This window comes from [Collinsella] massiliensis, from assembly GCF_002161605.1.
In the GTDB taxonomy this organism is placed as follows: Bacteria; Actinomycetota; Coriobacteriia; order Coriobacteriales; family Coriobacteriaceae; genus Enorma.
In genome coordinates, this window is sequence record NZ_NFIE01000019.1 from 39,408 (window position 1) to 55,833 (window position 16,426).

Below are 16,426 nucleotides of genomic sequence, written 5' to 3' on the forward strand. Positions count from 1 at the left end.
CCCGATCGAAGGCCCGTACTCAATCAATACCCCAGCGCCTGCAAGACAAACATCACGACGGTGAGCACCGTGATGAGCGCAATCGTCGCCCACGTGAGCACGTTCCAGACGCGCCCGTTGCGATAGCGCCCCAGGATGCGGCGGTCGCCGGCGATGAGCACGAGGAACACGAGGAGCACGGGCAGCAGCACGCCGTTGATCACCTGCGCGCTCATCATGATGTCGAACAGGTCGATGCCCGGCATGATCACGAGCAGCGCAGAGAACAGGATGATCCCCGTGATGATGCCGCGGTACGCGGGCGCCTCCTCCCACGTGCGGTCTGCGCCGCGCTCCCAGCCGAAGGCCTCGCAGATGGCGCTCGACGTCACGCCCGGCAACACGCAGGCGGCCAGGAAGCTCGCCGCCACGAGCCCCGCGCCAAAGAGGATCGTCGACCACGAGCCCGCGATGGGCTCGAGCGCGAGCGCGGCGTCGGCGGCGTCCGTGACCTCGATGCCCGCGGGATAGAGCACGGTCGCCGTCGTCACGATGATGAACCACGCGATGGCGCACGCCAGCACGGACCCGGAGACGGTGTCGACGCGCTGCAGCGCGATGCCGCTCTCGTCCACGTTCTTATCGACCACGTTGTTCTGCGCGAGGAAAATCATCCACGGCGCGATGGTGGTGCCGATGGTCGCGACGAGCAGCGACACGTAGTCCGGGTCGGCCACCATGCGCGGCATGACCGTCGCCGCCATGACCGCGCCCCAGTCGGGTCCCACGAGGAAGGCCGCCGCCACGTACGTGAGGAAGACGCAGCTCACGAGCAGCAGGATCTTCTCGATGCGCTGGAAGCTCCCGCTCATGGTGATGAGCCAGATGATGAGCGCCATGAGCGGCACCGAGATGGAGGCCGGCACGCCGAAGAGGGCGAGCCCGCTCGCGAGCCCCGCGAACTCCGAGATCGTGACCGCGGTGTTCGCCACGAGGAGCGCGCCCATGGCGAGCGCCGAACGCCGCACGCCGAAGCGCTCGCGGATGAGCGAGGCGAAGCCCTTGCCCGTCACGCAGCCCAGGCGCGCCGCCGTCTCCTGCACCACGATGAGCAGCAGCGCCATGATGGGCAGGATCCAGAGCGTCCCGTAGCCGAAGCTCGCGCCCGCGCTCGAATACGTCGCGATGCCGCCCGCGTCGTTGCCCGCGAGCGCCGCGAGGAGCCCCGGCCCCATGGCGCCGAGCACCGCCGTGAGCGTGAGCGCGCGCGTCTTCTCCCGTGCCACCGCAAGCCCCCCCGTTCCGCTACACGAAGAGCAGGTAGATGGCCAGCACGGACGCAGCCGAGAACACCAGGCAGGCGATGAGCACGCCGGCGAGCCCGAGCGCCGTGCCCGAGGTGTTGCGGTCGCGCGCGTCGCGCCAGAAGAGCAGCTTGAGATAGGCCACGGAGGTCGCGCAGCTCGCGAACACCACGATCGCCGCGCAGGTGAAGCTCGCCGAGAGCGCGTGGGCGCGCAGCACCGCGCCAGCGAGCGCCCCGTCCACGGCCGCGAGCGCCTCCTCGGGGTAGACGGCGCCCAGGACGAGCTGGCCGCAGAGGTAGACCACCGCGCCCAGCACGATCCCCACGCCCGCGCTCTGCAGGAAATACCCCAGGTAGGGGCCGCGGTCGTCGTCCGACTCCTCGTAATCGAGGTAGAAGTTCCGCGCAAAGGAGACGGCGCGGCTCGCGGCGATGAGCACCACGGGCATGGCGCACAGCGGGAAGAGCGCGAGCTCCGGGGCCGCCCCGAGCCCTGCGAGCACGCCCGCGATCACGCCCGAGGCGACCGCCCACACGAGCACCCAGTAGAAGCGGCGCGCGAACCACGACAGGATGTGCAGCGACTCGCCCGAACCGCCCTCGCCCGTCGCCATGCCGGCGATCTGCAGATCCTCCTCGTGCTCCTCGGCGATGACGTCGAGCGCGTCGTCGACCGTCACGATGCCGAGCACGTGGCGCGCGTCATCGCACACCGGCACGGCCACGAGGTTGTACTTCGTCATCTCGTCCGCCACGTCCTCCTGGTCGAGGTCGGGCGTCACCCACACCACGTCGCGGTAGGCGATGTCCGAGAGCCGGGCGTCCAGGTCGGCGACGATGAGGGTGCGCAGGCTCAGCACGCCCGTGAGCGCGCCGGTGGTGTCGAGCGTGTACACGTAGTAGATGCTCTCGAAGTCCTCGTCGAGTGCGCGGATGGCCTCGATGGCGTCGGCGGCGGTGTCCGTCGCCGGCAGCGCCACGAACTCGCTCGTCATGATGCGGCCGGCGGTGTGCTCCTCGTAGCCCAGGAGGTTGCGGATGGCGCGCTCCTCCTTCACGCCCATGAGGCGCAGGAGCTTCTCGGCCTTCTCGTAGTCGAGCTCCTCGATGAGGTCGGCCGCGTCGTCCGGGTCCATGAGCGCGAGCATGCTCGACGCGTCGCGGTCGCTCATGCCCTCGATGACCTCGGCCACGAGCTCGTCGTCATCGAACTCGCTGATGGCCTCGGCGGCCTGCGCGGTGTCGAGCTGGGCGAACACCTGGCTGCGCAGGCGCGGGTCGAGCTGCTCGATGATGTCGGCGATGTCGGCCGGGTGCAACTCGTCGAGGGTCTTGTGCGAGACGGAGAGCTTGATGGTCTGGGTGCTGCGCTCCAGGAGGTCCATGTACGACCAGGCGATGATGTGCTCCTCGAGCGGCTTGCCCACCGCGCGGGCGATGCGCGCGACGACGCGCTCGAGCGCGGGGTGAATCGCGCGCAGAAGCCCGCGGCCGCCCACCTCGGCACCGAGCAGGCGCAGCTGGTTCTCGCCGGAGCTCGAGAGCTTGAGGTCGTTCACGCGCACGACCTTGAGGCCCTGCGTGTCCACAATCTGCTTGTTCAGGATGTCGCGCGCGAGCAGGAGCTCATCGGGCTGCAGGTAGGAGAAGCGCACGTCCGTGTCGCGCGTCTTCAGGTGCACGCCGGTCTCGTCCACGTGGTCGACGTACTTGCGCCAGCTGATCATGAACGGCGTCTTGCCCGGGCCTTGGAAGGCGAGCGAGGTCACGTGCGGGAAGACCTCGCCCGTGGCGATGCCCAGATCGTTCACGACGCCGAGCTTCTCGCCGTTCACGTCCAGAACGGGCAGCTTGAGCAGCTCTGAGAGGTAGTTCATGGTGCTCCTTTGCATCCCCGGCGCCGGCGGGCGGCACCGATGAGCGTATGCGTGCGCGGCGGCACCGGCAGGCGGCGCGCCGGGTCGTCACCCCATGCGCGCGCACGAGCACCCGCAGGGGTCAGCGACTGTGAGGTCGAGGTTTAGATTTCACCTGATGCCTTTCTCGTGACCCTTAATCCGGGACAACTATAGCAGAAATGCCCGCTACTCCTCGCCTTCCGCGTCATCGTCCGCCGGCAGGTTGGGGAGCACCGCGTCCTCGGGCATCGACACGCTCGCAAGGTCGACGTCGGCGAAGTCCTCGTCGGTCGCGATGAGGTCGCTCAGCGTCACGAACGTGTAGCCCTCCGCCTTCAGCTGGTCGATGATGTCGGGCAGCGCCTCCACGAGCTGCGCGCCCGTGGTGTCGTTATCGGTGAGCAGCACGATGTTGCCGTTGCCCGCGGAGCCCACCACGGTCTCCACCACCTCGTCCGCGCCCGGCAGGAGCCAGTCGCCGGAATCGAGGTTCCACGAGACCACGCCACTCAAAAGGTCCATGCACTGCGCCCAGTTCTCCGTGCTGAACGAGGCGTACGGCGCACGCAGCAGGCTCACGCGCTCGCCCGTGGCGTCCTCGATGGCGTCGAAGCCGCGCGTGATCTGCGAGCGCACCTCGTCGCTCGTGAGGTCGGAGTAATTGGTGTCGCTGTAGCCGTTCGAGCCGATCTCGTGGCCGGCCTCGGCGATGGCCTTCGCGGACGCAGGATCCGCCTCGACCGCGTCGCCCTGCAGGAAGAACGTGGCGCTCACGCCCTTCTCCTCCAGGATGTCGAGGATCTGCTGCGTGTAGTCGCTCGGGCCCTCGTCGAAGGTGAGCGCGATGTAGCGCGTATCCTCGTCGTCCGGCGAGGCCGAACGGTAGGTGACCTCGCAGTTCTGCACCTCCTGCACCACGCCGCGGTCGGCGGTGATGCCGGAGAGCTTGCCCGTCCACACCTCGGAGCGGCCGGGCACGCCCCACTGGCTCACGTAGCCGATGGCACCGCTGCCCTTCACGGTGATGGCCGGGGCGATCTCGGTCGCCTTCACGTCGTGCTCCTCGTAGACGTCACCGCCGTCGTGGATCTCGAGCTTCTCACCGCCCTCGAGCTTCACGGAGTCGTAGTCGTCCGCGTCGACGTCCTTCCCGTCGAGCGTCACGGTGTAGCGCTCGCCGCCGCCGCGCGTGATGATGCTGTCGTCGACCGCGAGCAGGTTCCCGGGGTTGCAGGACTCCTCGAAGCCCTCGTCCTCAATGACCTGCGCGATCGTCGCGCCGATATGCACGCTCGCGTCGCTGCCGTTGAGCTCGATGGTCACGCTGCGGTTGAGGTAGCCGATGAGGCTCGCAAGGAAGACGAGCCCCGCGCAACCCACGATCACGAGGACGTAGGGCCACCGGGCATTGCGCCGTTTGCTGCCCCGGCCGCCGCTGCCGCCACCGCGGCGCACGCGCATGGCGCGCCGACGGGTGTCGCTGCCAAACCCCTGTGAATGGTGCACGTACGACGAGCCGGGACGATGCCGCGCTCGGGCGCGCCCGCGGGGCAGCTGGTATCCCGTCGTCTTGTTGCCGCGCCTCCGCTGAGGACGCTTCGGCGGGTAGGAGGTGGTGTGGTTGAGCAATGGTGCTCCTCCCCGTTGCACGGCGCGCCCGGGAAGGGACGCGCCGCATGGTATGCATCGCGCGGTTACGCGCGCGGCTTCCGCGTCGAGGACGACGAGGAAGCCTTCTTGAACTCATCTTTGAACGCGGAGAACATGCCCCGCGTCTTGCCGATCTGCTTGCCCAGCGCGCGGGCACCCTTGTCCATGGACGAGCTGCCGCGCTTGATGGCCTCGGCGGCCTTATCGTCGATCGAGGTGGCGGCGGTGCGCGCCTTCGCGCCGATCTTCGCGCTCGCCTCGCCCGCCTTCGCCGCCGCGCCGCCCGAGAAGCCGATCTCGGCCGCGGCGTCGTCCACGATCATCGCGCCGTCCGCATAGCCCTTGAGGTAGCTCGCCGGCATGTCGACGGTGCCCACGAGCGCCGTGGCCGCCATGCCGCTCGTGAGCGAGAACTGCGAGACCGCGCCGGTCTTGGGGTCGAACTCCGCGTCCGCGCAGTACCCGAGCTTCTTGCCCGAGACGGTCACGGCGTCCATGCCCGTCCAGATGATGCAGGCGTCCAGGTCGATGCCGAGGCGGCGCGCCGCGGCGGCGTCGAAGGAGTCCTTCGCGTCCGGCACGGCGAGCACGCCCTCGTAGACGCGGATGACGTCGCGCGCCACGAAGCGGTCGGCCTGCTTGATCATGCCCGCCACGTCCGGCGGCGAAACCATGAAGCCCACCACGCGCGCGCCATCCGGCGTGAACACCGGGAAGTGGATCTTGCCGATCTTCTTCGGGTCGCGCGGCGTGCCGTCCTTACGGGTGCGCTTCGCCTCCGGCGGCATGCGGTAGATCTTGAGCCCTTGGAAATCCTTGGTGCGCATTACGCCTCAGCGGGAGCCTCGGCGGGCGCGGCGGCAGGGGCATCGGCCGGAGCGTCGGCGGAAGCCTCGGGAGCGGGCACGACCTCGACGTCCGCGGCGGGCGTCACGGTGCCGCCGGCGATGGCGTCGTTGAGCGTCTCGCGCAGCTGATCCATGCGCTCACGGGCGAGGTCGACCTTGGCGCGGAGCTCGTCGGTCTTGGCGTCCATCATGGGGCCGAAGTCGTTCATGGCGGCACGCGCCTGCTCGACGCCTTGGTCGTACATGTCGCGCGCGTTGTCCCACGCGTCATTGGCCATGTCGGCCGCCATGGCACGCGTCTCCGCGCCCGAGCGCGGCGCGACGAGGATGCCGATGATCGTACCGGCCGCGGCACCGATCGTGGCGCCGACGAGGAAGCTGAAACCCTTACCCATGAGCGTTCCCTTCTATTGACTCCGCCGAAGCGGTGTGCAGATGCGCTTCATTATACCCGTAATGGCACCGGTCTATGGCACGGCCGGACGAGTGCAGAGCCCGTTCGCCTCCGGGCGGGCTTGCATCCAGCTTGTTCCGTTGCGCGAACGCGGCGTCGTGCGGTCGCCGCGGGCGTCAGGCGGTCGCCGCGGGCGTCAAGCAGTCGCCCCTCGTTATTCCTCGTGCGCGGCGGCGCCGCCGAACACGGGCGCGGAGCCCTCCGTGTCGTCGGGCGCGGCGACTGCCTCCACCGCGTCCTCCTCGGTGTCGATGCGCTCATCGCCGGACTCCTCGGCCGCTTCCGCACCCTCGGCCTCGCCGCGCAGCGCGAGCACCATCTGCCGCAGCGCCTCGACGGTGCCGGGGAAATCGGGCGCGGTCGCCTCCGGATGCAGGAACGCCCACTCCATCATGAACGACGCCGAGGACAGCGCGCCGATGGCGAGCACATCGTCCGGGCACGAGAGCTCGATCTCGAAGAGGCGGTCGTCGCCCGCGACGCCGCGCGTGCGCCCGCACGAGATCTCGCCCGCGAGCCCCGTCTCGTTCATGATCTCGACGGACAGGTGCTCGAGCAGGTGCGCGAGCTCGGTATCGCCCATGCAATCCTGGAACTCGCGGCCGGCGTCGCCCAGGCACACGTGCTTGGCGATCGCGGGGGCGAGGTAGTACACGCGCGCCGTCGCCTCGATATCCTCCGAGGTCATGAGCGGCATGCCGGGGTTCACAAGCACGCGGGCGCGCAGCTTCCGTGCATCGACCGTGATCTTCATGATGTTGAACAGGCTGGACATGTCTCTCCCTCTCCCGCCGCCGCGCAGGCCGCGATGGCTTCGGTCGCACTCCTGCCATCGTAGCGCATCGGGCGGCGCTTGAAGGCGGCAAGCGGCCTATTCGGCTGAATCCGCATGCACGCGCGACGACCGGCGGCGCGAAAATCCGTTCGGGCGCGGCGCGCGCCCCGCGATGAGGACGGCAACGGCAACGCGGGACGGTGCCGCGGGCAGTGCACGACACCCTGTGGCCATTTTTTCCAGATTTGTGACATCAATCCTGCGAAAACCAGGGTGCGCGCTTCCCATAGCTGGGATAACGACGGACGCTACCAGCGCGGTTGGCAAACCGCACAAACGTTTTGCAGGTAAGACGTCACAAAACTGGAATTTTTGGCCACCCAGCGCCAGGAACGCGGCGCCGCGCCGGGGCTAACCCGCGATCTCGTCGTCCGCAGCGCGCTCTTCGCCCTTCGCGCCGCGCGCCTGCCGGTCCGCCGCCGCGGCATCGGAGCCGTCCTGCCCCGCGGCGGCATCGTCGGGCGCATCGCTCGCGGCCGGCTCCTCCGGCGCGATGACGCGGATGAGCGAGATGCGCTGGCCGCGCATGGACTGCACGCGGAAGCGGTAGCCCTCGACCTCGAAGGTCTCGCCGATGCTCGGCACGCCGTCGCACACCTCGAGGATCCATCCCGCGATGGTCTCGTACTCGTCGCTCTCCTCGATGGGCCAGCCCAGCTCGACCGCATCGTCGCAGCTGAAGCGCCCGTCCACGAGCCACTCGCGGCGGCTGAGCCGCGTGAGGTACTTGTTGTCCGGGTCGAACTCGTCCTCGATCTCGCCGACAATCTCCTCGACGATATCCTCGATGGTGATGACGCCCGCCGTGCCGCCGTACTCGTCCACCACGACGACCATCTGCTCATGCGCGGTCTGCATCTCCGAGAGCAGCGGCAGGATGTCCTTCGTGTCCGGCACGAACGTCGCGTCGCGCAGGCACGCGGAGACCGGCTCCGTCCCGCGGCTCGAGAGCGCGAGCTCGATGAGGTCCTTGATGTGCGCGATGCCCACCACGTTATCGGTGTCCTCGTGGTAGACGGGGATGCGCGAGTAGCCCGTGCGGCGCATGTCGTCGAGCACGTGCTGGATGGTGTCGGTGTCCTCGGCCATGGTCACGTCCACGCGCGGCACCATGACCTCGCGCGCCACGGCGTCGCCGAGGTCGAAGATCTCGTGAATCATGCGCTTTTCCTCGTCGAGCAGGGTGTCCTGCTCCGAGACCATGTACTTGATCTCCTCCTCCGAGACGTTCTGGCGGTCGTCGGCGCTCTTGATGCCCAGGATGGCCGAGATGCCGTTCGCGCTCGCCTGCGTGAGCCACACGAGCGGCTTGGCGACCTTGCGGAAGCCGGAGATGGGGCCGGCGACGGACTTCGCCATGCCCTCGGCGTCGGAGAGGCCGATGCGTTTGGGCACGAGCTCGCCGACGACGATGGAGAGGTACGACACGATGAGCGTGATGACGATGGGCGACGCCACGGGAGCCACGGCGGAGAGCGGCGCGATGCCGAACGACTCGACCCATGCCGTGAGCGGCTCGGAAAGCGTGTTGGACGAGACGGTCGCGGAGAAGAAGCCCACGAGCGTGATGGCCACCTGGATGGTGGCGAGGAAGTTCGTGGAGTCGTTCGCGAGGTCGAGCGCGAGCGCGGCGCGGCGGTCGCCCTCCTCCGCGTCGTGCTCGAGCGTGGCGCGCTTCGCGGTGGTGAGCGCCATCTCGCTCATGGAGAAGTAGCCGTTCAGGATGGTGAGTAGAAGGGTTGCGACGATCGAGATGAATATGCCCATAGGGACGAGTTCGAACCTCCAAGGTTGGGAGCGTGCGGGAAGGCGGCGGCGCGGGCGCGCGGGCGGATGGCCCTCTGCCGGGCGCGGGGCGCGGCGGAGCCGCCGGGACGTGCGTTACGGGCGCTAGATCACGAAGAGGATCACCGCCATGTAGATGAAGATGCTGCCGGCGAGCACCCACAGGTGCCAGACGCTGTGCATGTAGGGGATCTTCTTCAGCAGGTAGAAGCCCGTGCCGATGGTGTAGCACAGGCCGCCCACCGTGAGGAGCGCGAGCGCGAGCGGGTCGAGCGCCGCCACGAGCTGGGGCAGGCGGAACACCACGAGCCAGCCCATGACGAGGTAGATGATGATGGTGACCCAGCGGGGCTGGCGCTGGCGGCCGATAATCTCGAACGAGATGCCGGCGAAGGCGAGCGCCCACACCACCACGAACAGCGCGATGCCGCCCGCGTCGGCGAGCGTGATGAGGCAAAACGGCGTGTAGAAGCCGGCGATGAGCAGGTAGATGCTACTGTGGTCGATGATGCGGAACACGCGCTTCGCCGCCGGGACCTGGATGGCGTGGTAGAGCGTCGAGGCGAGGTACTCGAGGATGAGCGTCACGCCGCAGACGATGGCCGAGGTGAGATGCGCGGGGTCGCCGCCGCCGAGCGCCGCCTTCACGATGAGCAGGACGAGGCCGGCGATGGCGAGCAGGCAGCCGATGCCGTGCGTGATGGAGTTGGCGATCTCCTCGCCCAAGGTGTAGCGCGGGAGCTCCTTGCCGGATCCGTCGGCGTCGGCGTCGCTCGCCGCGCGCGGGTACCGGGGGCACGAGCGCCGGCGCTTGCGGCAGGTGGCGCAGGGGTCCTCGGATGATGCAGCGAGAGCGGGCGCATCGGGTGCGCCCGTCGTACTTCGTGGTGTGGAACTGTCGCTTGAAGCGGACATCGCGAAACGCTTTCCTCCCAAGATAGACTGTTCGCTATTCTAGCAAAAAACACGTCGTGTAGTTTGGGCGGGCGAAACCCCTCCGGTTCCACATGCGGGGCGCGGGAGGCGCGGAGTGCGCCGGCGTCGATGCCGGGGCGCGCCTTCGGCTCGGACGCGCGCTCAGAGCCCCGAAGCGTCGCATAACTCGAGGGTCAACCTCATATACGCGGTCCATCCCCGAGTTATGCGACGCTTTCGTACGGATGAGCCGCCCGCCGGGATCGTCCACCTGGAGCCGCGCACCCGAAGCCGTCCGCCCAAATCCCCGCGCGGCCGGAGCAGCGCGTAGCCCGACGCGTTCAGCAGACGCGCGCTACGACTCGTTTCGGGCATCCAGCCAGCCCCGGATAACGAACCGTCGCAGCTCGTCCTGGCGCTTTTGGAATTGTGCCGAGCGGTCGACCTTGATGCCCAGCGATTGCGCAACGGCGTTCATCGCTCGATGCATGTTCAGCTGATGCGCGAACTGGACGCTCGTGAGCACCTTCATGTCATACCCCATGAGTGAAAGCGCGTTGAGGCGTTCAGCGTCATGGCCGCGCCGAGACGTCTCGCCATGCGCCTCGCCGTCGTATTCCACGCCGACGCTCCGTGTCGGGGAGAAGAGGTCGATCTCGTAATAGGTCGACGGCGTGCACCGGGAAAACGCTCGCGGGACATCGAGGCGATGGTTCAGCGAAACATGCCGGTACTCGAGGCCTCCCAGCGAACGGGGTGCGGTCACCATCATCGCCAGAGCCGTCTCCATCGGCGAGCGAGAGCCGTCGAACACCGAGGCGAGCGCGGTGCGCGCAGCCGTTACGCCGCGCGTCCCACGGAGCCTCGCCACACCCTGCGATAGCTCGAGCTTCGAGGCATACGGGTCGTGCTCGGCGTAGGGTTGCCCGAATGGCAGATAGTACCGGCCGCACAGCTCGTAGCCGAATTCTATGAGCGCGCGCCGGTCCATCCACGTCGCGGCCTGGGTGAAGCAGAGCGCATCCCCCACGGAAAGCAGCCCGCGCGCCACCGGGAGCACGCTCTCCTCGCCCACGATCCCGCCATGAACATGGCAGGCGAGGTGCCGCGACCGCACGCGGTCGTTGTGGAACGGCACGAGCACGTCGATGTCAGCGGCATCCTGTGCGGGGACGCCCCAGGATACGAGCGCGTCCGTGATGCGCTGGACGACAGTGTGGGCCGGCGCGCCATATTCGCGCAGCCCGATATCCGGCAGGTCGGCATCCTCGAGAAACGGCCCCTCCCCGCACTGCCGACCGCGCTCGCGCGCGCGATCCCGCATGTCCGCGAAGTGCTTCGTGCGCCGGAGCAGCCATGCGGTCTTATGGGAAAGCACAACCGGGATATCCATACCGCTCCCACCCGGGCGCCCGAGGCCGAGCACCCAATCCTGGCACAGGGCACCGCGCTGGCCCCGCGCCCCACCTCTATGAGATACGGTAGCGGAACCATGGCCGCGAACACGCGGAAAACGGTGCCTGGACGAAGAAAATGTAGGGGGACGACGGAGAGCGATGCCGCCGGGGGTAGGGGTGCGGGACGCATCCGGCGACGCGGCGCACGATATGCTCCGGGCGGTTCCAAAAGCGTCGCATACGTCAGGAGTGGAACGCGTATATGCGCTCCACCCCCAAGTTATGCGACGCTTTGGAAAGTCGATTCGCTTCAGCCAAGCAGTCCTGGCCGCAGCTTAGAGGCGCTCGCCAGCGCTGCGACGCTTGAGCTCGATGCCCGCAACGACGGCGAGCACGCCGCCCGCGGCGATGACCGCCAGGCCGTCCGCAGGGTCGCCCGTCTGGGTGAGGGTGTCCTCGTCTGCAGCAGCCTCCTGGGTGTCCTTGGCCTGGTCGTCGGAAGCGTTCCCCTTGTCCTGGGCGTCGTCCGTCACGGGCACCTTGGTGTCGTCGCCGGGCTGCTCCGTGCCGGTGCCGGTTCCGGGCTTCTCGGTATCCTCGCCGGGGTTCTCGGTATCCTCGCCAGGATTCTCGCCCGGCGCATCGGCCTGCTCTGCGAATACCAGGTTCGCGCGATCGGAGCCGGAGCAATACCAGGTCGTCCCATCGAGCCCGTTCGTGCGGAACGTCATGGTGAGGTCGGAGGCGTCCGAGTCGAGCGCGTAGTCGCCATCATGCAGCTTCCAGCTCGGAACCTGATAGTCGTCGGTCGTCGCGGTGTCCTTGAGCGTCACGTCAACCGCCCAGCAGCCGTCCGCCGTCTGATAAGGCTCGCCCACGCTCGCGATGTTGTCCGCCTTGACCAGATGCGTCCCGTTGTCGAGGTCGCTCGTGCCATCGGCATGCTTGAGGTCGTACGTCACCGTTCCCCACGTGTTGAGCTCGTTGTTGATGTCGAACGCCGGAGCCGTAACCTCTTTGAACACGAGCTTCGCCTGGTTCGTTCCGTTGCACTTCCACGAATACCCAAGCACTCCCTTCGTCCAGACGAAGGTCGCCACGAGCTTGGAGGAATCCACGTCGAGCTTGTACGGCTTGCCCTGCGTTGCCACCTCGTTATCGAGACCGTAATCCGCAGGGTCGGCGTCTGACTTCAGCGTGACGTCCACTGCCCACGCGCCGTCCGAGTTCTTATACACCTCCCCGATGCTCTCGATGTTCTCGGTGGAACCAATCGATGTGCGCGCCTCGTAGGCACCGCCCTCCGCACGCTGCATTGAATAGTTGACCGAGTTGGACACAGCTGCGAGGTCATCGGCGTTCGCCGTGGGCACGGATTCCCGATAGACAAAGGTGAACTCCGCCTTGTCGCCTGCGTACACAGTCCACGTGGTATCCGTGGGGTTATCAGTCTTCGCGGTGAACTGCATCTTGGTCTCGGCACTGGTGTCGATCACCATGTCCTCAGCAGCCTGTCCGCGCAGATAGCCCTCAGGTACGCCGTAGTCTGCCGCCGTGCCGTTTTTGAGCGTCACGACAATATCCCAGCCGCCATCCTCATTCTGAACGGGATCGGAAATGCTCTCGACCATGTTTGCAGGAATCTCGTTACCACGCATGCCGTACGATTTGGGCTTGAGCCCGTTACCCGTGATGTCGTAGCTCAAAACCTTGCTCGTCACCTGAGAAAGGTCGAACTCAGGCGCCTTCGCCACCTTCTCCGTGAACACGAGGTTTGCGGTAGAGCCGTAAGCGCGCTCCCAAGAGCCATCCTGATACACGAGGGTCGTCGTGAGCGTTGATGCATCGGCATCGAGCTCGTAGTCGCCCGCGAAAAACGCCGGCACCTCGATACCGTAGTCCGCGGGCGTGTCAAACTGCCGCAACGTCACATCGACCGCCCATGCGGAAAGCGCGTCATTCCAGTACACGCTCGAGATGCTCGCCATGCGCGCATCGGAACCGATTGCGACCGCAGCGTCGTAGGTACCATCTTCAGCGTTTTTGAGCGTGTAGTTGATCGTAGCAGGTGCCTCGATGACATCTGTGATGCCCGGCTGGGCAGGCTGAGCCGGCAACTGCTCCGCGGCAGTGAACACGAGCGATGCACGGCCATTCGCTGCTACGCCCCAGCTGTCATCGGAAGCGCTCGAGGTCTCGAACGTGACACTCAGATCGGACACATCCTCATCGATGTGGAGCGACGCAGGGTCGACACCGCCAAGATCCCAGCTCTTCAAGCCATAATCATCGGCAGTTCCATCTGCCTTGAGCGTTGTGACGATTTTCCAGCCACCCGTTTCATTGTTCTTCATCGGTGTGCCCACGTAGGCGAAGTTGTCCGCACTCACAACCGTGGTGCTTTTCGAAGAACCGTCGTCCACACGGTAACTCACACTGCCGTAGATGCGCGCGAGATCGGCTGCGGTATAAGCCGGGGCCTCGGTCTCGTATGGGTCGCCGGCGGCCTGGGTGGCCGGGGTCGCAGCGGCGGTATCGGCGACATCGGCGACCGTGGCGGCCTCCGCGTCCGCACCCTCGGCCTCATCCGTCGCCTCGGCAGCAGGCTCCTCCGCCGCGATGGCATTCTCCGTCTCGGCGGCCTCATCCACGACGGCTTCGCCCGCATCCGAAGCCGTGGCCTCATCGGCCGCCGGCTCGGTCGCGTTGTCGGCCGGCACTTGCTCACCGTCCGCGGCCTCGTCCGCAGCCTCCTCCGGTGCCGCCGCCTGCTCGATCGCGACAGGTTGCACTTCGTCGATGCCCTCGGCGATCGCGGGCACCGGCACCGACGCGGTGACGAGCAGCACGGAGAGCGCGCTTGCCAGCACTTTCCTTCTCATAGACGTTCCTCCTCATGTGGTCGCGCGAATCCCCGCGGCGCGGGTCGCACCGCAGGCATCACTCGCCTACCACTGTAGGAACGGCATATGTTGCGCAGGTCATGCGCCGGTCAATGTTCGGGAACGCCTTGGTAACGCGCGCGTAAGCGGTGCACCGAAGCGCGCCCCGCGCCCGTCAAACGCATCCAGCGCGCCGAGCGCACCAAAAAGGCCGCCGCGGCACCTCCTTGGCACCGCGGCGGCCTCGCCTGCGCAGCCTGCGCGCGTTCGGATGATTCGGCTACTTCACCTCGATGAGCTCGTAGCGGCTCGTGCCCAGGCCGATCTTCTCGCCGTGCTCGATCATGGAGCGCCAGTTGGTGTCCGGGTGCGTCATGTTGAAGTGGTCGTGCTCGCAGCGCTCGGGCACGCCGCCCGCGGCCTCGAGCTTCGCGCGGCTCTCGGTGAGCTCGGTGTTCGGCAGCGCCGGCGCGGCGAGCGCCATGTCGATGCACGCCTGGTCGATGGCCACCGGGTCGAAGCTCGCGAACATGCCCAAGTCGGGCACGATGGGCGTGTCGTTCTCGGCATGGCAGTCGCAGTTGGGGCTGATGTCCATGGCGAGCGAGATGTGGAAGCTCGGGCGATCCTGCACGACGGCCTGCGTGTACTCGGCGATCTTGTAGTTGAGCACGTCGACCGCGGCGTCGAAGCCCGGCTTCACCGCGTCTTGGTTACACGCGCCGATGCAGCGGCCGCAGCCCACGCAGCGGTCGTGGTCGATGTGCGCCACGGGCACGGTGACGGTCTTGCCGCTCTTGAGCTCGCGCTCGCGGGTCTCCTCAAAGCTCACGGCGCCATGCGCGCAGATGCGCTCGCACGCGTGGCACCCGATGCACAGCTCGGTGTGCACCGTCGGCTTGCCGGCCGCGTGCTGCTCCATCTTGCCCGCGCGGCTGCCGCCGCCCATGCCGAGGTTCTTCATACAGCCGCCGAAACCCGCCTGCTCATGGCCCTTGAAGTGCGTGAGCGAGATGACGATGTCGGCGTCCATGAGGGCGTGGCCGATCTTGGCCTCCTTCACGTACTCGCCGTTCTTCACCGGGACGAGCGCCTCGTCCGTGCCCTTGAGGCCGTCGGCGATGATCACGTGGCAGCCGGTGGCATAGGGCGTGAAGCCGTTCTGGTACGCGCAGTCGATGTGCTCGAGCGCGTTCTTGCGGCTGCCCACGTAGAGCGTGTTGCAATCGGTGAGGAACGGTTTGCCGCCGAGCTCCTTCACCACGTCGGCCACGGCGCGCGCGTAGTTGGGGCGCAGGAAGCTCAGGTTGCCCAGCTCGCCGAAGTGGATCTTGATGGCCACGAACTTGTTCTCGAAGTCAATCTGGTCGATACCCGCGCGGCGGATGAGGCGCTTGAGCTTGTCGAGCTGGCTCTCGCGGCCGTGCGTGCGCAGATCGGTGAAGTACACCTTGGCGGGTTCCATGGGCTCCTCCTCGTGCTTGTCCATGCGTCCATGCGTGTTGAGACGGTGCCCCTCATTGTAGCGCAACGGATTGCCGCTAAGAAACGTCGCGTCACCAAGGGCTTGCGCCCGAGACGGCGATGCCCCCGCGTGATAAAAAGGTGTCAGTCACCTTTTTATCAGTCAGCTTTTATCGTGGATTAGAGGCCGAGCGCCTGCTTTGCCGCCGTCGCGATGCGCGCGAGGTCATCGGCATCCGGGTGCGAGCGCGCCGCGTCGAAGTTCTCGATCATCGCCTGGATGCGCGCGTCGCCGGGCTGCTTGGCCAGCATGGCCTCGTAGCGGGCGCGCACGGCGTCGCCCATCTTGCCCTGGCACATCGCGCCGCCCAGGTACTCGGCACCCTCGGGCAGGTGCTCGCGCACGCGGCCGAGGATCTGCTCGAAGTACTCCGGGGCCCCGCCGAAGCCCGCCGTCCCGAACAGGAACACGCGCTTGCCGGCAAGCCCTGCGAGCACGTCCGCGACCTCCGGCGTGCAGGAGCCCTTGTCGCACCAGAACCCCACGAGCACGGCGTCCGCAGGAGCTGCGAGGGCGAGCGCGTCCTCCATGCCGCCGGAGCGAATCTCGCCCCACACGACCTCAACCCCCGCCTGCGCGAGCGCCCGCTCGAGCGCATCCGCTACCGACCGCGTGTTTCCGCTTGCGCTGTTATAGAGAATCGCGTACGACATGCTTCCTCCGTGCCCTCGGCGTTCGACGTTCGCTCCCTACCGTACCCCAAACCGGCGCGAAGGCCGCCGCAAGGCTCATTTTTCGCAATCTGCAGCCGCTCACCACACCAAACGGCGCGAAACGAACGTTTTATAGGCACCCCTGAAAGTAGCGAGGGGTCATACACCAACAAAAGCGACGCTCCTATTGTTTGTCAACCCTGATCCGCGGGAATTGGAAACCCGTCCTCGACCCAGGCGCGGTACCGCTCGCGCATCGACGGGCTCCCGCCCCTCCCGAGCTCGATTAGCGAGATGAG

Annotated in this window: 12 protein-coding genes; all 12 read right to left on the bottom strand. The window is 67.2% G+C overall.

Annotated features, from left to right (window positions below):
• Nucleotides 1-23: 23 nt before the first annotated feature.
• On the bottom strand, nt 24-1,265 hold the full coding sequence (locus B5G02_RS08265; protein ID WP_094335877.1) for an Nramp family divalent metal transporter: 1,242 nt from the start codon (nt 1,263-1,265) through the stop codon (nt 24-26).
• A 19-nt stretch (nt 1,266-1,284) separates the two neighbouring features.
• Nucleotides 1,285-3,162, bottom strand: a complete 1,878-nt coding sequence (locus B5G02_RS08270) for a magnesium transporter (RefSeq protein WP_094335878.1) — start codon at nt 3,160-3,162, stop codon at nt 1,285-1,287.
• Nucleotides 3,163-3,369: 207 nt separating this feature from the next.
• On the bottom strand, nt 3,370-4,812 hold the full coding sequence (locus tag B5G02_RS08275; RefSeq protein WP_094335879.1) for a polysaccharide deacetylase family protein: 1,443 nt from the start codon (nt 4,810-4,812) through the stop codon (nt 3,370-3,372).
• Between the two features lie 65 nt (nt 4,813-4,877).
• Nucleotides 4,878-5,660, bottom strand: a complete 783-nt coding sequence (locus tag B5G02_RS08280; protein ID WP_094335880.1) for a hypothetical protein — start codon at nt 5,658-5,660, stop codon at nt 4,878-4,880.
• Complete coding sequence (locus B5G02_RS08285; protein ID WP_019239905.1) at nt 5,660-6,076, bottom strand: YtxH domain-containing protein; 417 nt, start codon at nt 6,074-6,076, stop codon at nt 5,660-5,662. The genes B5G02_RS08280 and B5G02_RS08285 overlap by 1 nt, the downstream gene beginning before the upstream one ends.
• Before the next feature lie 213 nt (nt 6,077-6,289).
• Entirely contained in the window at nt 6,290-6,910 is a 621-nt protein-coding gene (locus tag B5G02_RS08290; protein WP_094335881.1) for a hypothetical protein, read from the bottom strand.
• A gap of 411 nt (nt 6,911-7,321) precedes the next feature.
• Nucleotides 7,322-8,737, bottom strand: a complete 1,416-nt coding sequence (locus tag B5G02_RS08295; protein ID WP_094335882.1) for a hemolysin family protein — start codon at nt 8,735-8,737, stop codon at nt 7,322-7,324.
• Nucleotides 8,738-8,860: 123 nt separating this feature from the next.
• The gene (trhA, locus tag B5G02_RS08300) at nt 8,861-9,670 is read right to left on the bottom strand and encodes a PAQR family membrane homeostasis protein TrhA (RefSeq protein ID WP_241146206.1); all 810 of its coding nucleotides are present in this window, start codon (nt 9,668-9,670) and stop codon (nt 8,861-8,863) included.
• A gap of 355 nt (nt 9,671-10,025) precedes the next feature.
• Entirely contained in the window at nt 10,026-11,063 is a 1,038-nt protein-coding gene (locus B5G02_RS08305) for a hypothetical protein (protein ID WP_094335884.1), read from the bottom strand.
• A gap of 339 nt (nt 11,064-11,402) precedes the next feature.
• Nucleotides 11,403-13,949, bottom strand: a complete 2,547-nt coding sequence (locus B5G02_RS08320) for a hypothetical protein (RefSeq protein WP_241146207.1) — start codon at nt 13,947-13,949, stop codon at nt 11,403-11,405.
• 280 nt (nt 13,950-14,229) lie between these two features.
• A complete protein-coding gene (locus B5G02_RS08325) occupies nt 14,230-15,438 on the bottom strand; it encodes a DUF362 domain-containing protein (RefSeq protein WP_019239913.1) in 1,209 nt (402 codons plus the stop codon).
• 155 nt (nt 15,439-15,593) lie between these two features.
• Entirely contained in the window at nt 15,594-16,127 is a 534-nt protein-coding gene (gene bilS / locus B5G02_RS08330) for a flavodoxin family protein BilS (protein ID WP_019239914.1), read from the bottom strand.
• Nucleotides 16,128-16,426: the final 299 nt, after the last annotated feature.

Bases quoted from the DNA above. Each gene is read 5' to 3' on its own strand.
- B5G02_RS08270 (WP_094335878.1), bottom strand. From the start codon at position 3,162: ATGAACTACCTCTCAGAGCTGCTCAAGCTGCCCGTTCTGGACGTGAAC.
- B5G02_RS08280 (WP_094335880.1), bottom strand. From the start codon at position 5,660: ATGCGCACCAAGGATTTCCAAGGGCTCAAGATCTACCGCATGCCGCCG.
- B5G02_RS08285 (WP_019239905.1), bottom strand. From the start codon at position 6,076: ATGGGTAAGGGTTTCAGCTTCCTCGTCGGCGCCACGATCGGTGCCGCG.
- B5G02_RS08290 (WP_094335881.1), bottom strand. From the start codon at position 6,910: ATGTCCAGCCTGTTCAACATCATGAAGATCACGGTCGATGCACGGAAG.
- B5G02_RS08295 (WP_094335882.1), bottom strand. From the start codon at position 8,737: ATGGGCATATTCATCTCGATCGTCGCAACCCTTCTACTCACCATCCTG.
- trhA (WP_241146206.1), bottom strand. From the start codon at position 9,670: ATGTCCGCTTCAAGCGACAGTTCCACACCACGAAGTACGACGGGCGCA.
- B5G02_RS08305 (WP_094335884.1), bottom strand. From the start codon at position 11,063: ATGGATATCCCGGTTGTGCTTTCCCATAAGACCGCATGGCTGCTCCGG.
- B5G02_RS08320 (WP_241146207.1), bottom strand. From the start codon at position 13,949: ATGAGAAGGAAAGTGCTGGCAAGCGCGCTCTCCGTGCTGCTCGTCACC.
- B5G02_RS08325 (WP_019239913.1), bottom strand. From the start codon at position 15,438: ATGGACAAGCACGAGGAGGAGCCCATGGAACCCGCCAAGGTGTACTTC.
- bilS (WP_019239914.1), bottom strand. From the start codon at position 16,127: ATGTCGTACGCGATTCTCTATAACAGCGCAAGCGGAAACACGCGGTCG.